Consider the following 17,984-nt stretch of genomic DNA (forward strand, 5'->3'; position numbering starts at 1 on the left):
GCCTGGCGCAGACAGCATCAATACCGAGCCCGGCAGGCCCACTACCAGCAACAATCCACCAGAGAACCATGACCATCACGATCTACGGCTGGAGTACTAAGGGTTGCCCCCTTGGGCGCCACGACGCCGCCTCTGACGCGCCGCTAACGGCCCCGCTGCGCGGCGGGGCCGATCCGGCGGGTGCGCCTTGCCTGGCGGCCCTAGGGCGCATGTAGCCGCCTTTCCGTCGTCGTACGTCGAGCCCCGCCGCGAAGCGGGGCTCGGCTACTTCCTGGCGACGCATATACGGTGTGTCCTACCGGCGTCCCTAGGCAGCCTTAGTGGCGTATACGCGGGGCTTGCCCCGCGAGTCTGCAACTAAGACGCCTATAGCGTCACCCGTCGGACGGGCGCCCGGCCATGTAGGTCTACTAGAGACGCATTACGCCGTTTATCGGCGCCACCGCTTTCGCGGCGGTGGCGACGCTTCCGGTACGGCTCTCGGCGTCCTACCGGGCGTCTCGTCCCGCCCATAGGCGTCCGGCGCTTACAGTGGGGGTGGTAGGTAGTGAGGTACGAACTACCTTTAGGGGGCCACTACTACTACTACTACCACCACCGACTACGCGTCGCGCAGCTTCCAGACCGTAGACGTAGCCTCACCGGCGCGGGCGACGATCTGGGCCACCGCGCCGTTTGAGACGAGCTTGTCACGCCATGTGGCGTCAGAGTCCCCGAACTGTTTGGCCAGCTCTTTGGCCGCCGCGTTCACGCCCAGACCTTGCCCGTTAGCGACGAGCCAGTCGGCCGCCCTGGCGTTCTTGTTCTTAGTGGCGTCGGCCCGGTTCTGCTTCGGTTTGTCCTCGGTTTCGGGCTTGTCTTCCCGCGCCACCCATGGTCCGCGCTTGAGTACGCGGTAGTTCGGACCCGGCCCAGGTTCGGCCACGATCTCCTCGGGTCGGTCAAGCTGGTTCGACTGGACCACAAGGGCGACGTTGCCGCCCCGAAGTCCGCGTCGCCGGGTTTGGCGTACCTGAATCCATGCCCGGGACTTCTGCACCGACTCCGAGGCCCCCATGGGCGGCGCCCCTGGCACAGTAAAGCCCTTCTCAGACTCGTGGTGCAGCACGACAACGGGAATTCCCACTGTGGTGAGCTTTGTGAGCCCGTCAAAGACCGTGGTCATGGCCGTAACGTCGTTCGTGTCGCCGGTGATGCCCATCAGGTTGTCCACTACAACAAAGTTGTAGCCGTTGGCGATGATCTCATCCGCCAGCGCCGTTATCCGGTCCTCGTGGGCAGTCCGCCCGATCTGCCGCAGGAAGAGCGGCGCGTCAGGCGGCAGCAGCGGAAACACCCGCTTGCCGTACTCCATCAGGGCACCCGGGTCCGTCGTCAGGACGGCTGGCCTCCAGGCCTTGTCTACGTCGACAGGCTCCAGGCCGAGGAACTTCCGACCTTCGGCCAGCAACGCAAGCAGCATCTCACCGACAAGATAGGACTTGCCGGAGTTGGACCGGCCGTAGATCATCGTTACCGACCCCGCGATGGTGTTGGGAAAGACCCATTCGGGCTCAGCTAGCGACCGCTCGTAAGCTTCTTTGATCGAAATCCATTCCTGGGTCACTGCTTGATCTCCTGTCGGTGGACGCGCTCTCTCGTGGCTATCAGTGGACCGCTCCTTTCAATGGCATCTCCGGTCGGTTTCGGAAGTTAGATGTTTTCCAGAATGAGCTATAGTTGGCCAGAAATAAGGCGCCTCAAATCGTCTGTAAGCGCCCGGGGTTATTGGGTCGTTCCTGCGTACCCGCGACGGGCGGAAGCCCGTCAGCGGGCTACTCCGGGCCATTACGGGGTCATGGCGCACAACAGGTCCGGCCGCGACCGCCTGCGGTGCACCGTGAAGTGCTCCCGGACGACGTGGCCGCCGTGGGTATCCGGCGTGCATCTCCAGGCTGTAGGAATTCCGGGTTAACTCCCAGTACGCCAGCACGGTACGTACGGTACGGAACTCCCAGATGTCTTCCGGCGCCAACAGGGCGGACCGGTTCAGCCACAGGTCACTACCGCGCTGCCACAGGCGGACCCAGCCGGGCTCGTCGGCGTAGAGGTTCAGCACGGATAAGTGCGAGCCGTGACGCCAAGGGCCCAAGGTCACTTGAGCTGTCCTTCCAATGCGTCGGCCGTTTCACGAAGCCCTTCGATCACGTGCCACTTCTCTCGGTCTGACAGGTCATCCATTTCGGGCTCGGTCTGAAGGTGATTCAGCCACAACCGGATGTCGTTAGCCAGCACTCGGCTGGCGCTTTCCTGTTGCTCCTCGAAGGTGAACTCCTTCGCTCCTCCTGCTTTCTTGATCATCAGGTCTAACATCGATCTAACCTCTTCGTTAAACTCCCGGACGTCTCCGCCGTCGATCGACTTATCCATCAGGATCCCGGGAATCTGATCTAAAGCCTTCTCGATTATGGCGATCTGTTGGTGAACTTTCGCCATCCGAAACCGTCGACGCTCATCGGGATCTTGTGGCGGCTCCCAGTGATCGGGAACGTCGTCGTCGACCACCTCGGCGTCCAAGATCTCCGGTTCGGCCGTCAACTCCTCCCGGCATTCCCGGATGACCTTAGCCGTCGGCTTGCCGTCGGTCCGCTCGTTAGCGGTCTCCCAGACGGCCCGCATGGCGTCCGGGTCGTCCTTCAGGGGCGCCAGTTCGCGGGCTTGGGATTCGGTGGCCGGAGTGAGTCCAATTGGACTCATTACCTCCACCACCTCGGCGGCCCGGATAACCCGGTTGGCGGAGTCCTTGGTCATCTCCCAACGTTCCCGGCAGTACTCTTCGAAAGTCTCGTGGGTCTTCCGGTACAACCGGTTGTCTCGGATGGTCAACAACGCCTGGCCAACCCGAACGAACGTCTGGAGGCCCTGAGCGATCACGGCTTCGAGATCGGCCAGTTGGTCGGCCTCCGCCACCGTGAGGGTGGCTGTGGTGGTTGTCATGACTTCCGCTCCCGTGATTGACGCCAAGCGGCGACGCCGTGGCGTCGTCCGCATCTACTCCCACTGCCGACTGAGGACCTCAGTCGACTGAATCCGCAATCGCCTGACGAAGGTCCGTGATCCCCTTCTCGAAGTCCTCGATGGAGGAGAACGCGCGGTAAGCACTCCACACGAGCGCGGGAAGCGGCCCCATACACACACTGCGGCGCGGCTCAGGCAGCCGGGCGTGAGTGTTCGAACACGAATCGAACAAGGGCAGCACGGCCCCAGCGGGGGTATTCATAGGCCGAAGGCGGGGCCGTAGCCCCGCCTCGGTCCGGTCCGTCTCAGGCGTTGGCCGCTTCCGGATCATCGGACGAGATCCGTTCGAACGCCTCGGCATCGGCGCCGTTCAAGATCTCTTCCGGCAGCGGATAGCTCGATTCGACGACGGCCCTTCGGCGGGCCTCCGCAAGACTCCGGTACTGGCGCCCTTCGTCCGAGCCGTCACTAAGGCCGTTGGCGACCACTTCGGCGTACGTCGCGACGGTCAGGGCTTCTGCGGCGAGGTCTGTAGGCGTCCTGAAGGAACGTTGGAGGGATTTCTTAACAACGTACTCGGACCGAACTACCTCACCGAACATGAAGCGATCCGACTTTTCGGTCCGCCTGGACGTCAAGGCCGCACCGGTCTTGTCGACGTAGTCCCACACCGGCGCTAACCACGGGTCGTCATCTCGCAGCAGCGGACTACGCGACACGTACAGGTGTCCTTGGTCTGCGAAGGCAACAACCCAGCACGGCTGGTTGATGAGGGTCTTCATGGCTGGCTCCTTGGGGGCTCAAAGGGACGACGAAGTACCCGGATGGGCGGCTCGTCAATCTTTGTAGACTTCGTCAGGCCCTACTAGCTGAACGCCGTCATGAACGCGACGACGAACGCGAGCAGGAACGGCAGCCACAATGCACCGCCGACCCGGCCCGCGACCTGTCCGGTGAGCGCGTAGACACCCGTTCCGACGATGTCGCCGACGACGAAGAACAGAAGCAGTTTGGAGCCGAGGACGCGTTTGAGCGGGGGCTGTCCGGGAAGCTGCTCGGCCGGGGCTGTCTCGGTCATGCGGGGAGTGTGCCGTACACGGCCGAACGCGGAAACACATGGCGGAGGTTATCCGATTCATCCGTTTTATCCGCCTAATCGACGAATCCCCACATTGTCGGACCGAGGCGGTAATGTGAAGAAAAGGGGGACCCCCTGGTGCACGAGCGGTGACGTTCGTTCGATTCCGCACCCGGGCTCGTCCGGACTCCCCCGATTTTTCCGGACTCCCCCAGCTTTCCGGGGCTCCCCAACTCGCGCTGACTCCCGGACATGCGCTGACTCGTGCTGACTCCGCGACTCGCGCTGAAACCACGGCTTGCACTGACGCGCACGACCCCCGGCGGGAACCGTTCGGAAACCGCCATCCTCCCTCGAAAGAGACCGTTACCCGCTTCGATCCTCGGCGGACCGGCGGTCCTGCGCGTCCGGAGCCTCGTCGTCCTTGGCGACCGGGGCGCGGTACCGCCAGAACGCCGGGATCAGCACCATCGCGATCACCACGCCCACGATCACCAGCACACCACCGCCGGACGCGGCGGCTGCGGTGCCCACGCCTGCGGCGGCCCAGCCGTGCGTCACGTCCGCCACCCGCGGTCCACCCGCGACGACGACCGTGAACACACCCTGCGTCCGGCCACGCATCTCGTCGGTCGCGGCGGTCTGCAGGATCGCCATCCGGAAGATCGCACTCGCCATGTCGGCGGCACCGGCGACCGCGAGGAAAACGATCGACAACCACAACGTCGACGTGACACCGAACGCAGCGACCGCCAACCCCCACACGCCGATCGCCACGGCCACCGCGGCACCGTGCCTGCTGACCCGGCTCACCCATCCGGACGTCAACGACAGCACCATCGCACCCAGCGGAATGGCCGCGTACAACCAACCCAGCGCCAACCCGCCGCCCGCGGGGTCGCCGAACGTCCGCTCCGCCATCTCGGGAAAGAGCGCCCGCGGCATGCCCGCGACCATCGCGATGATGTCGACCACGAACGAGGCCAGCAGGATCTTCTGCGTGCCCAGGTAGCGGAAACCGTCGACAATGTCGCGCACGCCTGCCCTGCGGACCTGCCCGTCGAGCGGCGGCAACGCGGGCAGCCGCCACACCGCCCACACCACGACGAGCAACGCCACCGAATCGACCAGGTACAGCGTCGGCAGGCCGACGATCGGCAACATCGCGCCCGCACCGAGTGGTCCGAACACCGCGCCGAACGTCGTCATCGTGCCCGTCAGCGCCGAGGCCGACGGCAGCAGCTCCGTCGGTACGAGCCGCGCGACGACCGCGTTGCGCGTCGGCATGTTCACCGCGAAGAACGCCTGGTTGACCGCCAGCAACGTGAGCACGACCCATACCGAGCCGACGTCGAAGAAGGCCTGCGCCCACAGCAGACAGGCGGTGACGGCGATCCCCGTGTTGGTGACGAACAGCAGCTTGCGGCGATCGACCGTGTCGGCGATCGCACCACCCCAGATACCGAAGATCAACAGCGGGACGAGTGCGAAGGCGCCGGTCAGTCCGACGTAGGCCGACGAGCCGGTGATGTCGAAGACCTGCTTCGGCACCGCGACGGCCGTGAGCTGACTACCGATCGCGGTGACCAGAGACGACAGCCACAACCTGCGGAACGCGGCGATCCGCAGCGGCCTGCCGTCGATGACGATCGAGCCGAGCAACGTGCGCTTTCCCCGCGGGCTTCGCTCGGTCCGATCACTCACAACCGATAAGCTTACGACAGCTAACTATTTCGCCGCGACGGAGCCGCGACGGAGCCACGACGGAGTCACACGGACGCCGGCAGCCCGAGAACCGCTGGTCAACAAGGCCCTCACGGGTCGTCGGTGACGGCCCGGGCCGCGCGATTGGCGACCCGCACGCCCTGCAGGCAGTACGACAGCTGCGCGACGAAGCCGATGCCGAGCGGCACGAGCGCCCACTCCACCGGCAGACCACCGATCGCGAACGCCACCGCGACGAACACCGAGAACGCAGCCAGGACGTAGCTGATCTGCGCCGCCCGCAACATCGCGGGCAACGCGGCCTCGTGCGCCGCACGCCACGCCTCGTCCGATGCCTGGGTCGCACGCGTGCGGATACCGACGGCCCCGTTGTGCGGCAACGCGCCCCGGCCTGCTGCCCTCGTCGTGTACTGCAGTAACGCGCCGCACCCGGCCAGGCTCACGGTGGCCACGACGATCGCAGCCAGCGCCTCCATGCCGATCATCGTGCCATCCGCCCACGCCGACCGGGTCAGAAACTCCCAAGGGCCCTTTGGTCGCGTTCAACGCAACTATGGGGCCCTCGGGAGCACTACCGGGGAGAATCCGCCGGTCAGGGGGCGATGCGGTCGATGCGCCAGTCGTCGTCGGTGCGGACGTAGCGCAACCGGTCGTGCAGGCGATCCTTGCGGCCCTGCCAGAACTCGGCCGTCACCGGGCGCACCCGCCAGCCGCCCCAGTGCGGAGGCACGGGGATCTCCTCGACGTCGGCGAACCTGCGCTCGACCGCCGCCAGATGGTTGTCGAGGGCCTCCCTGCTGCCGACCCTCGTCGACTGCGGCGAGGCCCACGCCCCCAGCTGCGACCCGCGGGGCCGTCCGCGCCAGTACTCGGCCGTCTCCTCGGCGCTGACCTTCTCCACCTCGCCGCGCACCGTCACCTGACGCTGCAGCGGATACCAGGGGAAGGTCACCGAGGCGAACCGCGTCGAGGTCAGATCGTGGCTCTTGGCCGACGTGTAGTTCGTGTAGAACACGATCCCGCGGGCGTCCAGGCCCTTGCACAGCACCGTCCGCGACGAGGGCATCCCGTCGGCGTCGGCCGTGGCCAGCACCATCGCGTTGGGCTCGGGCAACCCGGCCTCGATCGCGACGTCGAGCCAGGCCTGCAGCTGTTCGTGCCACGTCGGCGCGAGCGAGTCCTCGTCCAGCGTCTCCGCCTCGTACGACACCCGCATGTCCGGCAACCGCACCGCCGCACCCGCACCGCTGCCGTCGTCCAGCTCAGCCATGCCAACCTCCCGCGAAACGCAACGTGGCTTCGTCGCACCGTCCCAGCGACGTTAGAGGTTCCCCGACACCGCGCGAAACCTCCACATCCGTGACCACCGCCACGCGATCACCCGTCCGGCCCGCGCCGATGGGCAGGCCGTCACGCCCGAGACCGGCCCAGCCACGCCTCGACGGCCCGCGCGAGGTCCCGCTCCGCCGTGACGGCGTCCACGCCGAGCACGGTCGCCAACGCCCCGCCCGCAGGCAGCGGCGTCACCGACCACCACTGCCCCGACAGCGCCCCCGCAGCCCCGGCAACGGCGCGGTCGGCAACGGCGCGGTCGGCCGGGTCGACACCGCCGTCCACGGACTCGTCCTGCGGTCCGGCCACGATCTCGGTACCGAGTACCCGCCTGCCCGCCAGATACGCCGGACTGCGGTCGAGCTGCTCCTCACCGACCGTCAGTTCCTGCCGCAACATCGGCATCCCGGCCCGCACGACGTGGGTCGCCGTCGTCAGCGTGCCGGGCCGCTCGCCCTCGCGGCCGAGCACCAGCACCTCCCGCGTGCGCAGGCGCGCGTCGCCATCGAGGTCCACCGTGAGGCGTGCGTGGTGGCGGGCCCGCGCCGTCACGACGGTCGGTTCGGGCAGGTACTCGAACCGCCCGCCGTCGGCCACCTCCACGTGCACGGCCATCGCGCTCTCGCCGCCGCTCTGACCGGGCAGGGCCAACGTCGCCGCGACCCCCGAGAGCCGCAGGCTCGCCCCCTCACCCACGCGGACGTGCAGCACCAGATCGTCGCCGCCGAGCGGAGCCGTCGCCGAGTTCACCAGGTGGACCTGCGCCCCCGTGCCCACTCCCGCGCCCACCCCAGAGCCCGCCTGCGCGCGGGGGAACAGCGTCAACGGCGCCATCGACCGCAGCTGCCTCAGCACCGTCCTGCCGGTGACTCCGTCGAACTCGGCCGTGAGTCGCGCGGTGGCCCTCACACCGCCCCGACCGGAAGCAGCGAACGCACCCAGTCGGCGACCGCGGGCGCGTCGGGAGTGTCCACGAGGGACTGCGTGATCACGGGCAGCTTCCCGCGCATCCGGTGCGCGTCGGAGGTCATCACGTCCATGTCCGCGCCCACGAGGTGGGCGATGTCGATCTTGTTGATCACCAGCAGGTCGGCCGTCGTCACACCGGGACCGCCCTTGCGCGGCACCTTGTCGCCACCCGCGACGTCCACCACGAACACCTGGGCATCGACCAGACCCCGGCTGAACACGGCGGTGAGGTTGTCGCCGCCGCTCTCGATGATCACCAGGTCCAGCCCGGGGAATCGCGCCTCGAGCTCGTCGACCGCGTCGAGGTTGGCGGTGATGTCGTCCCGGATCGCCGTGTGCGGGCACGCACCGGTCTGCACCGCCTCGATGCGCTCCGGATCGAGCACGCCGGCCTTGCGCAGGAAGTCGGCGTCCTCGGTGGTGTAGATGTCGTTGGTGACGACGGCCAGGTTCAACTCCCCGCCCAGCGCGCGGCACAGGGCCGCCGTCAACGCCGTCTTGCCGCTGCCGACCGGGCCACCGATGCCGATGCGGTAGGCACGCCCGGCCTCCGGCGCCGCGTCGAACGGGTCCGGCTCGGCGGCCGTCGGATCGAAGTTGACCGGATGCACGTGCCCGTGCCCGTGACCGTGGCTGTTGCTGTGCTCGTGACCGTGGGTGTGGTCGTGTTCAACTGGCAAAGAGACGCACCTCTTCCTTGTGATGCCGCAGATGGGCCTCGGCGAACAGGTCGAGCGCCGGGGCACCGGGAGCGGGCAGCTGACGCGGGTCCGTGCCCGCACACGTCGCGGCGCGCGCGGCGACGTCGTCGAGCTGGCCGGCCAGCCCGGCGACGACACCGTTGACCGCGAGGGGATCGAGACCGAGCAGGCGCACCGCGGCGCTGGCGGGCCCGCTGACCGCGAGGTACGCCGCCGCAGCCGCGGCATCGAGGGGCAGGCCGCCGCCCACGCCGGTGATGGCCCCGAGGATCACCGGATGGTGCGGACGCGGGGTTGCGGCGAGCAGTGCGCGCAGCACCGGCGACGGCCAGGCGGCCCTCGCCGCACGCGCGGTCCCCCTGCCCTGTGCGCGGGAGGCTTCCCGCTGCGCCGCAGACGGCGTGCGCGCGTCGAGTTCGGCGTCGAGCACCGCCCAGTGTCCACCCGCGACTCCACGCCGTGCCGCGTGCGCCGACGCCGCGGCGAACACCGCAGCCAGCTCCCCCGCGCTGCGCAACCTGCCGACCAGGAACGACGGCAGGTCCTCGACCCTGCCTACGACCCCACGTTCGACCGCCTCCTCGAGGCCGCCCGAATGCACGTGACCACCGCCGGGAAACCGTGAGTCGGCGAGGATCAGCGAGACCGCACCCGCCCTCACGACAGTCCATCCACAACGGACGGATGTGTCCACACCGGATAGCCACACCCCGCGGAAATCCACATCGGAGCACGTAGCCGACCCAACCAAACGCACCCCATCAGAACAGGAAGTACCGCTGGGCCATGGGCAGTTCGCCGACCGGTTCCGGTTCGACCAGGTCACCGTCCACGCGCACCGCGAAACTGTCCGGGTCGACCCGGATGTCGGGCGTCGCGTCGTTGAGCACCATGTCGGCCTTCGTGACCGCGCGCGTGGACGAGACGGGGACCAGCGTGCGCCGCAACCGCCAGCGGTCGGCCAGATCGGCATCCGCGGACTCGGCCACGAAGTGCAGGCTCGACTCCGCGGCCACCGCGCCGGACGCTCCGTACATCGGCCGCGCGTGGTACGGCTGCGGAGTGGGGATCGAGGCGTTCGCATCGCCCATCTGCGCCCACGCGATGAACCCGCCCTTGAGCACCGCGTGCGGGCGGACACCGAAGAACCTCGGCTCCCACAGCACCAGATCCGCCAGCTTGCCGACCTCCACCGACCCGATCTGCCCTTCGAGGCCGTGGGCGATCGCCGGGTTGATCGTGTACTTCGCGACGTAACGACGCGCCCGCAGATTGTCGGCGTCGGCGTGCGCGGCCTCACCCGGCATCGCACCGCGGCGCCGCTTCATCACGTGCGCCGTCTGCCACGTGCGGATCACCACCTCACCGACCCGGCCCATCGCCTGCGAATCCGAGCCGATCATCGAGATCGCACCCACGTCGTGCAGCACGTCCTCGGCCGCGATCGTGCTCGGCCTGATCCGGCTCTCGGCGAACGCCAGATCCTCCGGCACCGACGGGTTGAGGTGGTGGCAGACGATCAACATGTCGAGGTGTTCGTCGACCGTGTTCACGGTGTGCGGACGGGTCGGATTCGTCGACGACGGCAGCACGTTCGGCAACCCCGCCACCGTGATGATGTCCGGCGCGTGCCCGCCACCGGCGCCCTCCGTGTGGTAGGCGTTGATCGACCTGCCGCCGATCGCGTCGATCGTGGACTCGACGAAACCCGCCTCGTTGAGCGTGTCGGTGTGGATCGCCACCTGCACACCCGACTCGTCCGCCACCGACAGGCACGCATCGATCGCCGCGGGCGTCGTCCCCCAGTCCTCGTGCAGCTTGAACCCGGCCGCACCCGCGGCGAGTTGTTCCCGCAGCGCCTCGGCCCGCACGGTGTTGCCCTTGCCCAGCAGCAGCACGTTCACCGGCTGGTCGTCCATCGCCTGCAACATGCGGCCCAGATTCCACGCACCCGGTGTGACCGTGGTGGCCTTGCTGCCCTCGGCAGGGCCGGTGCCACCGCCGATCAGGGTCGTCACACCGGAGGCCAAGGCCGTGTCGGTCAACTGTGGACAGATGAAGTGGACGTGGCAGTCGATGCCGCCCGCCGTGAGGATCCGTCCGTTACCGGCGATGACCTCCGTGGACGGTCCGATGACGAGCGCGGGGTCGACACCGTCCATCGTGTCCGGGTTGCCCGCCTTGCCGATGCCGACGATCCGCCCGTCGCGCACCCCGACGTCGGCCTTCACGACACCCCAGTGGTCGAGGATCACCGCGCCCGTGATGATCAGGTCCGGCGCCCCCTCGGCACGCGTGACCGCGGCCTGCCCCATCGACTCGCGGATCACCTTCCCGCCGCCGAACATCACCTCGTCGCCCGCGCCCGCCGCGCCCATGCTGCGGTCCTCGGTGATCTCGATCAGCAGATCGGTGTCGGCCAGCCGCACCCGGTCACCCACCGTCGGGCCGAACAGCTCCGCGTACCGCTCCCGGCTCAGCTCCGTCACATCGACCTCCGTTGAAGTCCGGGAACCGTGCGCGCACCGGCCAACGGCACCAGGTCGACCTCGCGGTCGACGCCGGGTTCGAAGCGGACGGCGGTGCCGGCGGCGATGTCGAGCCGCTTGCCCTCCGCCGCCGCCCTCTCGAACTCGAGTGCGCTGTTCACCTGGGCGAACTCGAAGTGCGAACCCACCTGCACGGGCCGATCCCCGGTGTTACGCACGCGCAGCGTCGTGCGCTCCCGCCCGGGATTCAGCACCACCGGCTCGCCTGCCGGAACGATCTCACCAGGCCTCATCACCGCATCCCTTCCGAACCGGCCACCCGATCAAGGCGAGCCGCCGCTGCGACCGCCAACGCAACCTGCACCGCCGCCCGAGGTTCCGCCCGCACCGGCACTCCAGTCCTCATACGACCGGGTTGTGAACGGTGACGAGCTTGGTGCCGTCGGGAAAGGTGGCCTCCACCTGCACCGAATCGAGCATCTCGGGGACGCCGTCGAGCACCTGCGCCCGCGACAGCACCTCACGGCCCGACGACATCAGCTCACTGACGGTCCTGCCGTCCCGCGCCCCCTCCACCACGTGATCGGTGATGAGCGCGACCGCTTCGGGATGGTTCAGCCGCAGCCCGCGCTCCAGTCTGCGGCGAGCGACATCGGCGGCGACGTGGACGAGAAGCTTGTCCCGTTCCTGCGGACTCAGGTGCATGAACCGTGTCTATCACCGGTTTCGGGCTCCGGCCCGGCAGGCAACGTAGCCGTAACACCGATATTGCGTGGATCTTTCGTCAACGACAGGTTTCGCACTGAATCGTTCCCGTGATCGTGACCGAAACCACCGGTTTCTTCGATTGATACGCGGGCGCGCGTGGAGGAGAGTCTTCCGCAATAAGCCGGGTGTGGCCCGCAGCACTCGTGTCGCCGTCCGCACCAGGGCGACCAGCGCGCACCACACCTGAATCACCACACCTGAATCACCACACCCGAATCGCCACGCACGAACCGCGCACCCGAATCGACGAAACCGCACCGCCGAATCCACACCGCCGGATCTCCACCACCCAATCTCCACCACCGAATCTGCACCGCCGAACACGATCAGCAGGCTCGACCGCACCCGAAGAGCCCCGTCGAAAGGCAGCTTGACGTGACCGCCGCACCCACTTCCCCCAACACCCCGGCCGACGACTCGGACGGATTCGTCCCCGGACTCGAAGGTGTCGTCGCCTTCCGCACCGAGATCGCCGAACCGGACAAGGACGGTGGCTCGCTGCGCTACCGCGGCGTGGACATCGAGGACCTCGCAGGCAAGGTCAGCTTCGGAGACGTGTGGGGCCTGCTGGTGGACGGCGGGTTCGAACGTGGTCTCCCGCCCGCCGAGCCGTTCCCCGTTCCGGTCCACACCGGCGACGTCCGCGTCGACGCGCAGGCGGCCGTGGCGATGCTGGCGCCCATCTGGGGTTTCGCCCCACTGCTCGACATCTCCGACGACGAGGCCCGCGACCAGCTGGCCTCCGCGTCGGTGACGGCACTGTCCTACATCGCCCAGTCGGCGCGCGGCACCGGTCTGCCCGCGGTGCCGCAGTCGCGTGTGGACGAGGGACGCACCATTCCGGAACGGTTCATGATCCGCTGGCGCGGCGATCCCGACCCGGCACACGTCAAGGCCATCGACGCCTACTGGGCCTCGGCCGCCGAACACGGACTGAACGCCTCCACCTTCACCGCGCGCGTCATCGCCTCGACCGGCGCCGACGTCGCAGCCGCGCTGTCCGGCGCCATGGGCGCCATGTCCGGCCCGCTGCACGGCGGCGCACCCGCCCGCGTGCTGCCGATGCTGGAGGAGGTCGAGCGCACCGGTGACGCACGCGCCTATGTGAAGGGCCTGCTCGACCGCAAGGAGCGGCTGATGGGCTTCGGCCACCGCGTGTACCGCGCCGAGGACCCGCGCGCTCGCGTGCTGCGCCGCACGTGTCAGGAACTCGGTGCCGAGCGGTACGAGGTCGCCTCCGCGCTCGAGCAGGCCGCACTCGCCGAGCTGCGGGAACGCAGGCCCGACCGTCCGATCGAGACGAACGTCGAGTTCTGGGCCGCGGTCATCCTGGACTTCGCGCAGGTGCCGCCGTCGATGATGCCCGCGATGTTCACCTCGGCACGGACCGCGGGGTGGGCAGCCCACATCCTGGAGCAGAAGCGCACCGGACGGCTCGTGCGCCCGTCGGCGAAGTACGTCGGCCCGGGCCCCCGCGACCCGCAGGAGGTCGCAGGCTGGTCCACCCTCACCCCCCTCGTCTGAGGGTTCCCTGCCCCCCGAGGGCCCCATGGTCGCGTTGAACGCAACTAAAGGGCCCTCGGGCGCATGTCAGACGCGGCGGGAGGCGGCTCGGAGCAGGGACGGGGTGAACCGGGCCGCCACTCCGGCGACCTTCGCCTCGACCGTCGGCCGCACCACGGGCCGGTCCTTCTCGACCGCGCGCAGGATGTCGGCCGCGACCTTCTCCGGTGCGAAGTTGCGGCGTGCGAACAGGCGGTCGCCACGCAGGCGCCTGCTGTCCTGTTCGGACTCGTCGGCGCCCGAGAACGTCGTGGTCGCGGCGATCGCGGTCCGCACGATTCCGGGGCAGACCGCGCTCACGCCGACACCGTGGGCGGCCAGCTCGGCACGGAGGCACTCGGTCAGGTGCAGCACCGCCGCCTTCGTCGTCGAGTACGCGGGCAGCATCGCGCTGGGCAGGTAGGCCGCCATCGAGGCGACGTTCACGATGTGCCCGCCCTCGCCGAGCTCGGCCAACTGCCTGCCGAACAGCCTGCTGCCGTGGATCACGCCCCACAGGTTGACGTCGACGGCGTGCTGCCAGTCCTCCAGCGAGGTGTCCAGAAAGGACCCCGCGACCCCGACGCCCGCGTTGTTGACGACGATGTCGGCGACCCCGACTTCGGCGGCCACCTGCGCGGCGAACTCGGCCATCGCCTCGGCGTCGGCGACGTCCACGGGGTACGGATAGGCCGCACCGCCACGAGCACGCACCTCGTCGGCGACCCCGTCCACCGGGGCCACGTCGGCGAGCACCACGTCCGCACCCTCGGCGGCGAAGGCCAGCGCCGTGGCCCTGCCGATGCCGCTCGCAGCCCCCGTGACGAGCGCCAACCTGCCCGCGAACCGCCCGGCCGGCGCCGGACTGACGCGGGCACGCCGCAGCGAGCGCGCCTGCCTACCGCCCTCCACGTGGTCGACGAGTTCGGCGGCCGCGCGGGCGATGCGTTCCGGCGCGGCACGGGGAACCCAGTGCCCTCCCGTGATGCGGCGCACGCGAAGATCCGGTGCCCATCGTTCGACGGCGGTCTGCATGGGCGGCGTCACGTAGGCGTCGCCGGTCGGCGCGAGCACCTGCACGGGCACGTCGGCGCGGCGCTCACCCGGCGCGCTCAGCCTGCGGAAGATGTTGGCCCGGTAGAGGTTCAGTCCGTGCTCGGCGTCCGACACCGACGGCGCCGGCTCGGCCGGGTCGGTGCCGCGCACGATGCGGGCGAGCAGCCCGGTGCGGATCGCCAACTCCGGCAGGAGCGGAAGCTGGAAGAACCCGATGTAGGTCGAGTGCATCGCCTGGCGGGCCAGCTCGCGCCACCGCGACGGTGAGCGCAGGCCGTCGCGGAACCACTGCCCGGCGTGGTCGAGGCACGGGCCCGACACGGACGTGAACGAGGCGACGCGGCCACGGAGACGCTCGCCCGTCACCGCGTGCCACGTCTGGATGGAGCCCCAGTCGTGGGCGAGCAGGTGCACCGGCCGGTCCGGGCTGACGGCGTCGATCACCGCGGCCAGGTCGGCGGCGAGGCGGTCGAGCACGTAGGCCTCGCGTTCCCGGGGTTTGCCGGAGGCACCCGCACCGCGGACGTCGTAGGTCACGAGCCGGAAGCGGCCCGCGAGCTCGGCGACCACGCCGTCCCACAACGATGCGTTGTCCGGGTAGCCGTGGACGCACACGAGCGTCGGTACCGGATCGCCCGCCTCGCGGCCGGGGTGCTCGGACGGTTCGTACACGCGTACCGCGAGTTCGACGCCGTCGTCGACCCGCACTCGCTGCATCGCCATGCCGAGCACCCTAGTCCGGACCGGCGCCGGAACCGGACCTTTCGTGACGCAGGTAAAGGCCGACGCCCCACCGCCTGTCTACGATCTTCGGCATGCTGCCTACCACCGAGCTCGTGCTGAACCGCAGGATCGCCACCGAACAGGTCGCGGGACGTGCACCGTCGCTGGCCGCGGCCGTCGTCCGCGACGGTGAGATCGTCTGGTGGGGTTCGCGCGGCACGGTCGACGGAGCACGCCCGCACCGCGGCACGCAGTATCGCATCGGATCGATCACCAAGTCGATCGTCGCGGCCGCCGTTCTGCGCCTGCGCGACGAGGGCAGGCTCGACCTGAACGACCCGCTCGACAAGCACGTCCCCGGCACGAGCTTCGGCTCGGGCACCACGATCGCCTGGCTGTTGTCGCACACGAGCGGCCTGACGTCGGAGTCGCCCGGCGCGTGGTGGGAACGCAGCCAGGGAGGCGACTGGAACGATCTGTCGGCCAGCCTCACGCCCGGTGAGACCAAGCACCGCCCTGGGCGCCTTTTCCACTACTCCAACGTCGGCTACGGCGTCCTCGGCGAGCTCGTCGCCCGCATCCGCGGCGCCCACTGGCTCGACGTGGTGCGCGAGGAGATCCTCGAACCGCTCGACATGCGCCACACCACCGCCTCGCCTGGCGAGGGCGGGCTCCCGCACGCCACGGGGTACGCGGTGCATCCGTTCGCCGACGTCCTCCTGCCCGAGCCCGCCCACGACGCGGGCGCGATGGCACCGGCTGGACAGCTGTGGTCCACGCTCGACGACCTGTGCAGCTGGACCGCCTTCGTGGGCGGGCGCACCCGCGACGTGCTCAGCCCCGAGACCGTCGCGGAGATGCGGGAGGCCGCGACCGTCGACGACAGTGCAGGCGCCTGGACCGCCGGATACGGCCTCGGCTTCCAGTTGATGCAGGCCCGCGGCAAGCGGCTCGCGGGCCACACCGGCTCGATGCCGGGGTTCCTCGCCTGCTCGCTGATCGACCCGGCGACGCAGACGGGCGCCGTCACCTACGCCAACACCACCTCGGGCGTGGCCATCGCGGGCCTGGCCGCCGATCTGATCGCGATGGCCGACGACCACGAGCCGCCGCTGCCGGCCGAGTGGGCGCCGTCCCCCGTCGAGCCGGGCATGCTGGAACTGACCGGACTGTGGCACTGGGGCCCGAAGCCGTACCACCTGCACGCCATGGCCGACGGCTGGTTCAACTTGGTGCCCGCGGACGGGTCCGGACGGGCGTCGCGGTTCCGCCCGCTCGGCGACGACAGGTGGCTCGGCCTCGACGGTTACTACGCGGGAGAAACGCTCACCCTGGGTCGCGTGAGCGATGGCACACCGGCGTACCTCAACCTTGCGACCTTTGTTTTCACCCGCACTCCCTACGACCCGGCGGCCCCCGTACCCGGCGGAGTGGACCCCGAAGGCTGGAGGGCGTGAAACACTGCGGTCATGACCGAAGCCGCTGAGTTGACGATTCCTGCAGAACTCAAGCCCTCCGACGGCCGGTTCGGGTGCGGTCCCTCCAAGGTGCGGCCCGAACAGCTGGCCCATCTCGCCTCGGAGGGCGCGAACGTGCTGGGCACGTCGCACCGCCAGAAGCCGGTGAAGTCCCTCGTGGGCCGTGTGCGCTCCGGGCTGTCCGACCTGTTCTCCCTGCCGGACGGCTACGAGGTCGTGCTCGGCAACGGTGGCACGACGGCGTTCTGGGACGCGGCCGCGTTCGGCCTGGTCCGTGAGCGGGCACAGCACTTCACTTACGGCGAGTTCTCGTCCAAGTTCGCGAAGGTCACCGACAAGGCTCCGTTCCTGGACAAGTCCGTCATCGTCGAGGGCGAGCCCGGCAGCGCCCCCGAGATCGCCTACCAGTCCGGCTGCGACCTGGTCGGCTGGGCGCACAACGAGACGTCCACCGGTGTCGCCGTGCCCGTGCGGCGCCCGGCGGGCAGCGACGACGCGCTCGTGGCCATCGACGCCACGTCCGGCGCGGGCGGCCTGCCGGTGAAGGCCGAGGACTTCGACGTCTACTACTTCGCCCCGCAGAAGTCGTTCGCCTCCGACGGCGGCCTGTGGATCGCGCTCATGTCGCCCAAGGCCGTGCAGCGCGTCGAGGAGCTCGGCGGCGGTGACCGCTGGGTCCCCGAGTTCCTGTCGCTGCCGACCGCGCTCGACAACTCGCGCAAGGACCAGACGTACAACACTCCGGCCGTGGCGACGCTGCTGATGCTCGCCGACCAGATCGACTGGATGAACTCCGCGGGCGGTCTCGACTGGACGACGGCGCGCACGAAGGACTCCTCGAGCCGCCTGTACGAGTGGGCCGAGAAGACCTCCTACACCACGCCGTTCGTCACCGACCCGGCGTTGCGTTCGCAGGTTGTCGGCACGATCGACTTCGATGACTCCATCGACGCCTCCGCCGTGGCCAAGGCGCTGCGTGCCAACGGCATCGTCGACACCGAGCCGTACCGCAAGCTGGGCCGCAACCAGCTGCGGGTGGGCATGTTCCCCGCCATCGAGCCGGACGACATCACCGCGTTGACGGCGTGCATCGAGTACGTCGTCGAGCGGATCGGCAAGTAAGCCG

Annotated in this window: 16 protein-coding genes and 1 pseudogene; 3 read left to right on the forward strand and 14 right to left on the reverse strand. The window is 69.0% G+C overall.

Annotated elements, in window-relative coordinates; translation table 11 throughout:
• Window positions 1-601 precede the first annotated feature (601 nt).
• From IF64_RS0121965 to IF64_RS0122030, 13 genes and pseudogenes are all read right to left on the reverse strand, one after another.
• A complete protein-coding gene (locus IF64_RS0121965; RefSeq protein WP_030534060.1) occupies window positions 602-1,606 on the reverse strand; it encodes an AAA family ATPase in 1,005 nt (334 codons plus the stop codon).
• A 527-nt stretch (window positions 1,607-2,133) separates the two neighbouring features.
• Window positions 2,134-2,976: a hypothetical protein gene (locus IF64_RS26300; protein WP_051758067.1), complete on the reverse strand. Its 843-nt coding sequence runs from the start codon at window positions 2,974-2,976 to the stop codon at window positions 2,134-2,136.
• 326 nt (window positions 2,977-3,302) lie between these two features.
• Window positions 3,303-3,779, reverse strand: a complete 477-nt coding sequence (locus IF64_RS0121980) for a hypothetical protein (protein ID WP_030534062.1) — start codon at window positions 3,777-3,779, stop codon at window positions 3,303-3,305.
• 86 nt (window positions 3,780-3,865) lie between these two features.
• Window positions 3,866-4,075 (reverse strand): annotated as a pseudogene (locus IF64_RS0121985) (amino acid permease); the annotation flags it as partial.
• 366 nt (window positions 4,076-4,441) lie between these two features.
• Window positions 4,442-5,779 (reverse strand): MFS transporter, encoded by a 1,338-nt coding sequence (locus IF64_RS0121990; RefSeq protein ID WP_030534064.1) that lies wholly within the window; start codon window positions 5,777-5,779, stop codon window positions 4,442-4,444.
• 110 nt (window positions 5,780-5,889) lie between these two features.
• Window positions 5,890-6,285 carry an SdpI family protein gene (locus IF64_RS0121995; RefSeq protein ID WP_030534065.1) on the reverse strand — a complete coding sequence of 132 codons (396 nt, stop codon included), beginning with the start codon at window positions 6,283-6,285 and terminating at the stop codon, window positions 5,890-5,892.
• Window positions 6,286-6,392: 107 nt separating this feature from the next.
• Window positions 6,393-7,070: a pyridoxamine 5'-phosphate oxidase gene (pdxH, locus tag IF64_RS0122000; protein WP_030534066.1), complete on the reverse strand. Its 678-nt coding sequence runs from the start codon at window positions 7,068-7,070 to the stop codon at window positions 6,393-6,395.
• A 140-nt stretch (window positions 7,071-7,210) separates the two neighbouring features.
• Complete coding sequence (locus IF64_RS0122005; RefSeq protein ID WP_030534067.1) at window positions 7,211-8,041, reverse strand: urease accessory protein UreD; 831 nt, start codon at window positions 8,039-8,041, stop codon at window positions 7,211-7,213.
• Window positions 8,038-8,781, reverse strand: a complete 744-nt coding sequence (gene ureG, locus IF64_RS0122010; protein WP_211252637.1) for an urease accessory protein UreG — start codon at window positions 8,779-8,781, stop codon at window positions 8,038-8,040. The genes IF64_RS0122005 and ureG overlap by 4 nt, the downstream gene beginning before the upstream one ends.
• Entirely contained in the window at window positions 8,771-9,463 is a 693-nt protein-coding gene (locus IF64_RS0122015) for an urease accessory protein UreF (RefSeq protein WP_030534069.1), read from the reverse strand. The genes ureG and IF64_RS0122015 overlap by 11 nt, the downstream gene beginning before the upstream one ends.
• A gap of 100 nt (window positions 9,464-9,563) precedes the next feature.
• Window positions 9,564-11,291, reverse strand: a complete 1,728-nt coding sequence (locus IF64_RS0122020) for an urease subunit alpha (protein WP_030534070.1) — start codon at window positions 11,289-11,291, stop codon at window positions 9,564-9,566.
• Window positions 11,288-11,584, reverse strand: coding sequence for an urease subunit beta (locus tag IF64_RS0122025; RefSeq protein WP_030534071.1), 297 nt, complete (start codon window positions 11,582-11,584; stop codon window positions 11,288-11,290). Before IF64_RS0122025 ends, IF64_RS0122020 begins: the two co-directional genes overlap by 4 nt.
• A gap of 109 nt (window positions 11,585-11,693) precedes the next feature.
• Window positions 11,694-11,996: an urease subunit gamma gene (locus IF64_RS0122030; RefSeq protein ID WP_030534072.1), complete on the reverse strand. Its 303-nt coding sequence runs from the start codon at window positions 11,994-11,996 to the stop codon at window positions 11,694-11,696.
• A gap of 438 nt (window positions 11,997-12,434) precedes the next feature.
• Between IF64_RS0122030 and IF64_RS0122035 the strand changes: the two genes are divergently transcribed.
• Complete coding sequence (locus IF64_RS0122035; protein ID WP_030534073.1) at window positions 12,435-13,583, forward strand: citrate synthase 2; 1,149 nt, start codon at window positions 12,435-12,437, stop codon at window positions 13,581-13,583.
• A gap of 66 nt (window positions 13,584-13,649) precedes the next feature.
• On the opposite strand, the gene IF64_RS0122040 is transcribed toward IF64_RS0122035, so the two are convergent.
• On the reverse strand, window positions 13,650-15,380 hold the full coding sequence (locus IF64_RS0122040; RefSeq protein ID WP_030534074.1) for an SDR family oxidoreductase: 1,731 nt from the start codon (window positions 15,378-15,380) through the stop codon (window positions 13,650-13,652).
• 92 nt (window positions 15,381-15,472) lie between these two features.
• Between IF64_RS0122040 and IF64_RS0122045 the strand changes: the two genes are divergently transcribed.
• Entirely contained in the window at window positions 15,473-16,837 is a 1,365-nt protein-coding gene (locus IF64_RS0122045; protein ID WP_030534075.1) for a serine hydrolase domain-containing protein, read from the forward strand.
• A gap of 12 nt (window positions 16,838-16,849) precedes the next feature.
• Window positions 16,850-17,980: a phosphoserine transaminase gene (serC, locus tag IF64_RS0122050; RefSeq protein WP_030534076.1), complete on the forward strand. Its 1,131-nt coding sequence runs from the start codon at window positions 16,850-16,852 to the stop codon at window positions 17,978-17,980.
• The last annotated feature ends 4 nt before the right edge of the window (window positions 17,981-17,984 follow it).

Origin of the sequence: Prauserella rugosa, from assembly GCF_000719975.1 — a bacterium.
In the GTDB taxonomy this organism is placed as follows: Bacteria; Actinomycetota; Actinomycetes; order Mycobacteriales; family Pseudonocardiaceae; genus Prauserella; species Prauserella rugosa.

Bases quoted from the DNA above. Each gene is read 5' to 3' on its own strand.
- IF64_RS26300 (WP_051758067.1), bottom strand. From the start codon at position 2,976: ATGACAACCACCACAGCCACCCTCACGGTGGCGGAGGCCGACCAACTG.
- IF64_RS0121980 (WP_030534062.1), bottom strand. From the start codon at position 3,779: ATGAAGACCCTCATCAACCAGCCGTGCTGGGTTGTTGCCTTCGCAGAC.
- IF64_RS0121995 (WP_030534065.1), bottom strand. From the start codon at position 6,285: ATGATCGGCATGGAGGCGCTGGCTGCGATCGTCGTGGCCACCGTGAGC.
- pdxH (WP_030534066.1), bottom strand. From the start codon at position 7,070: ATGGCTGAGCTGGACGACGGCAGCGGTGCGGGTGCGGCGGTGCGGTTG.
- IF64_RS0122025 (WP_030534071.1), bottom strand. From the start codon at position 11,584: ATGAGGCCTGGTGAGATCGTTCCGGCAGGCGAGCCGGTGGTGCTGAAT.
- IF64_RS0122030 (WP_030534072.1), bottom strand. From the start codon at position 11,996: ATGCACCTGAGTCCGCAGGAACGGGACAAGCTTCTCGTCCACGTCGCC.
- IF64_RS0122040 (WP_030534074.1), bottom strand. From the start codon at position 15,380: ATGGCGATGCAGCGAGTGCGGGTCGACGACGGCGTCGAACTCGCGGTA.
- IF64_RS0122045 (WP_030534075.1), top strand. From the start codon at position 15,473: ATGCTGCCTACCACCGAGCTCGTGCTGAACCGCAGGATCGCCACCGAA.
- serC (WP_030534076.1), top strand. From the start codon at position 16,850: ATGACCGAAGCCGCTGAGTTGACGATTCCTGCAGAACTCAAGCCCTCC.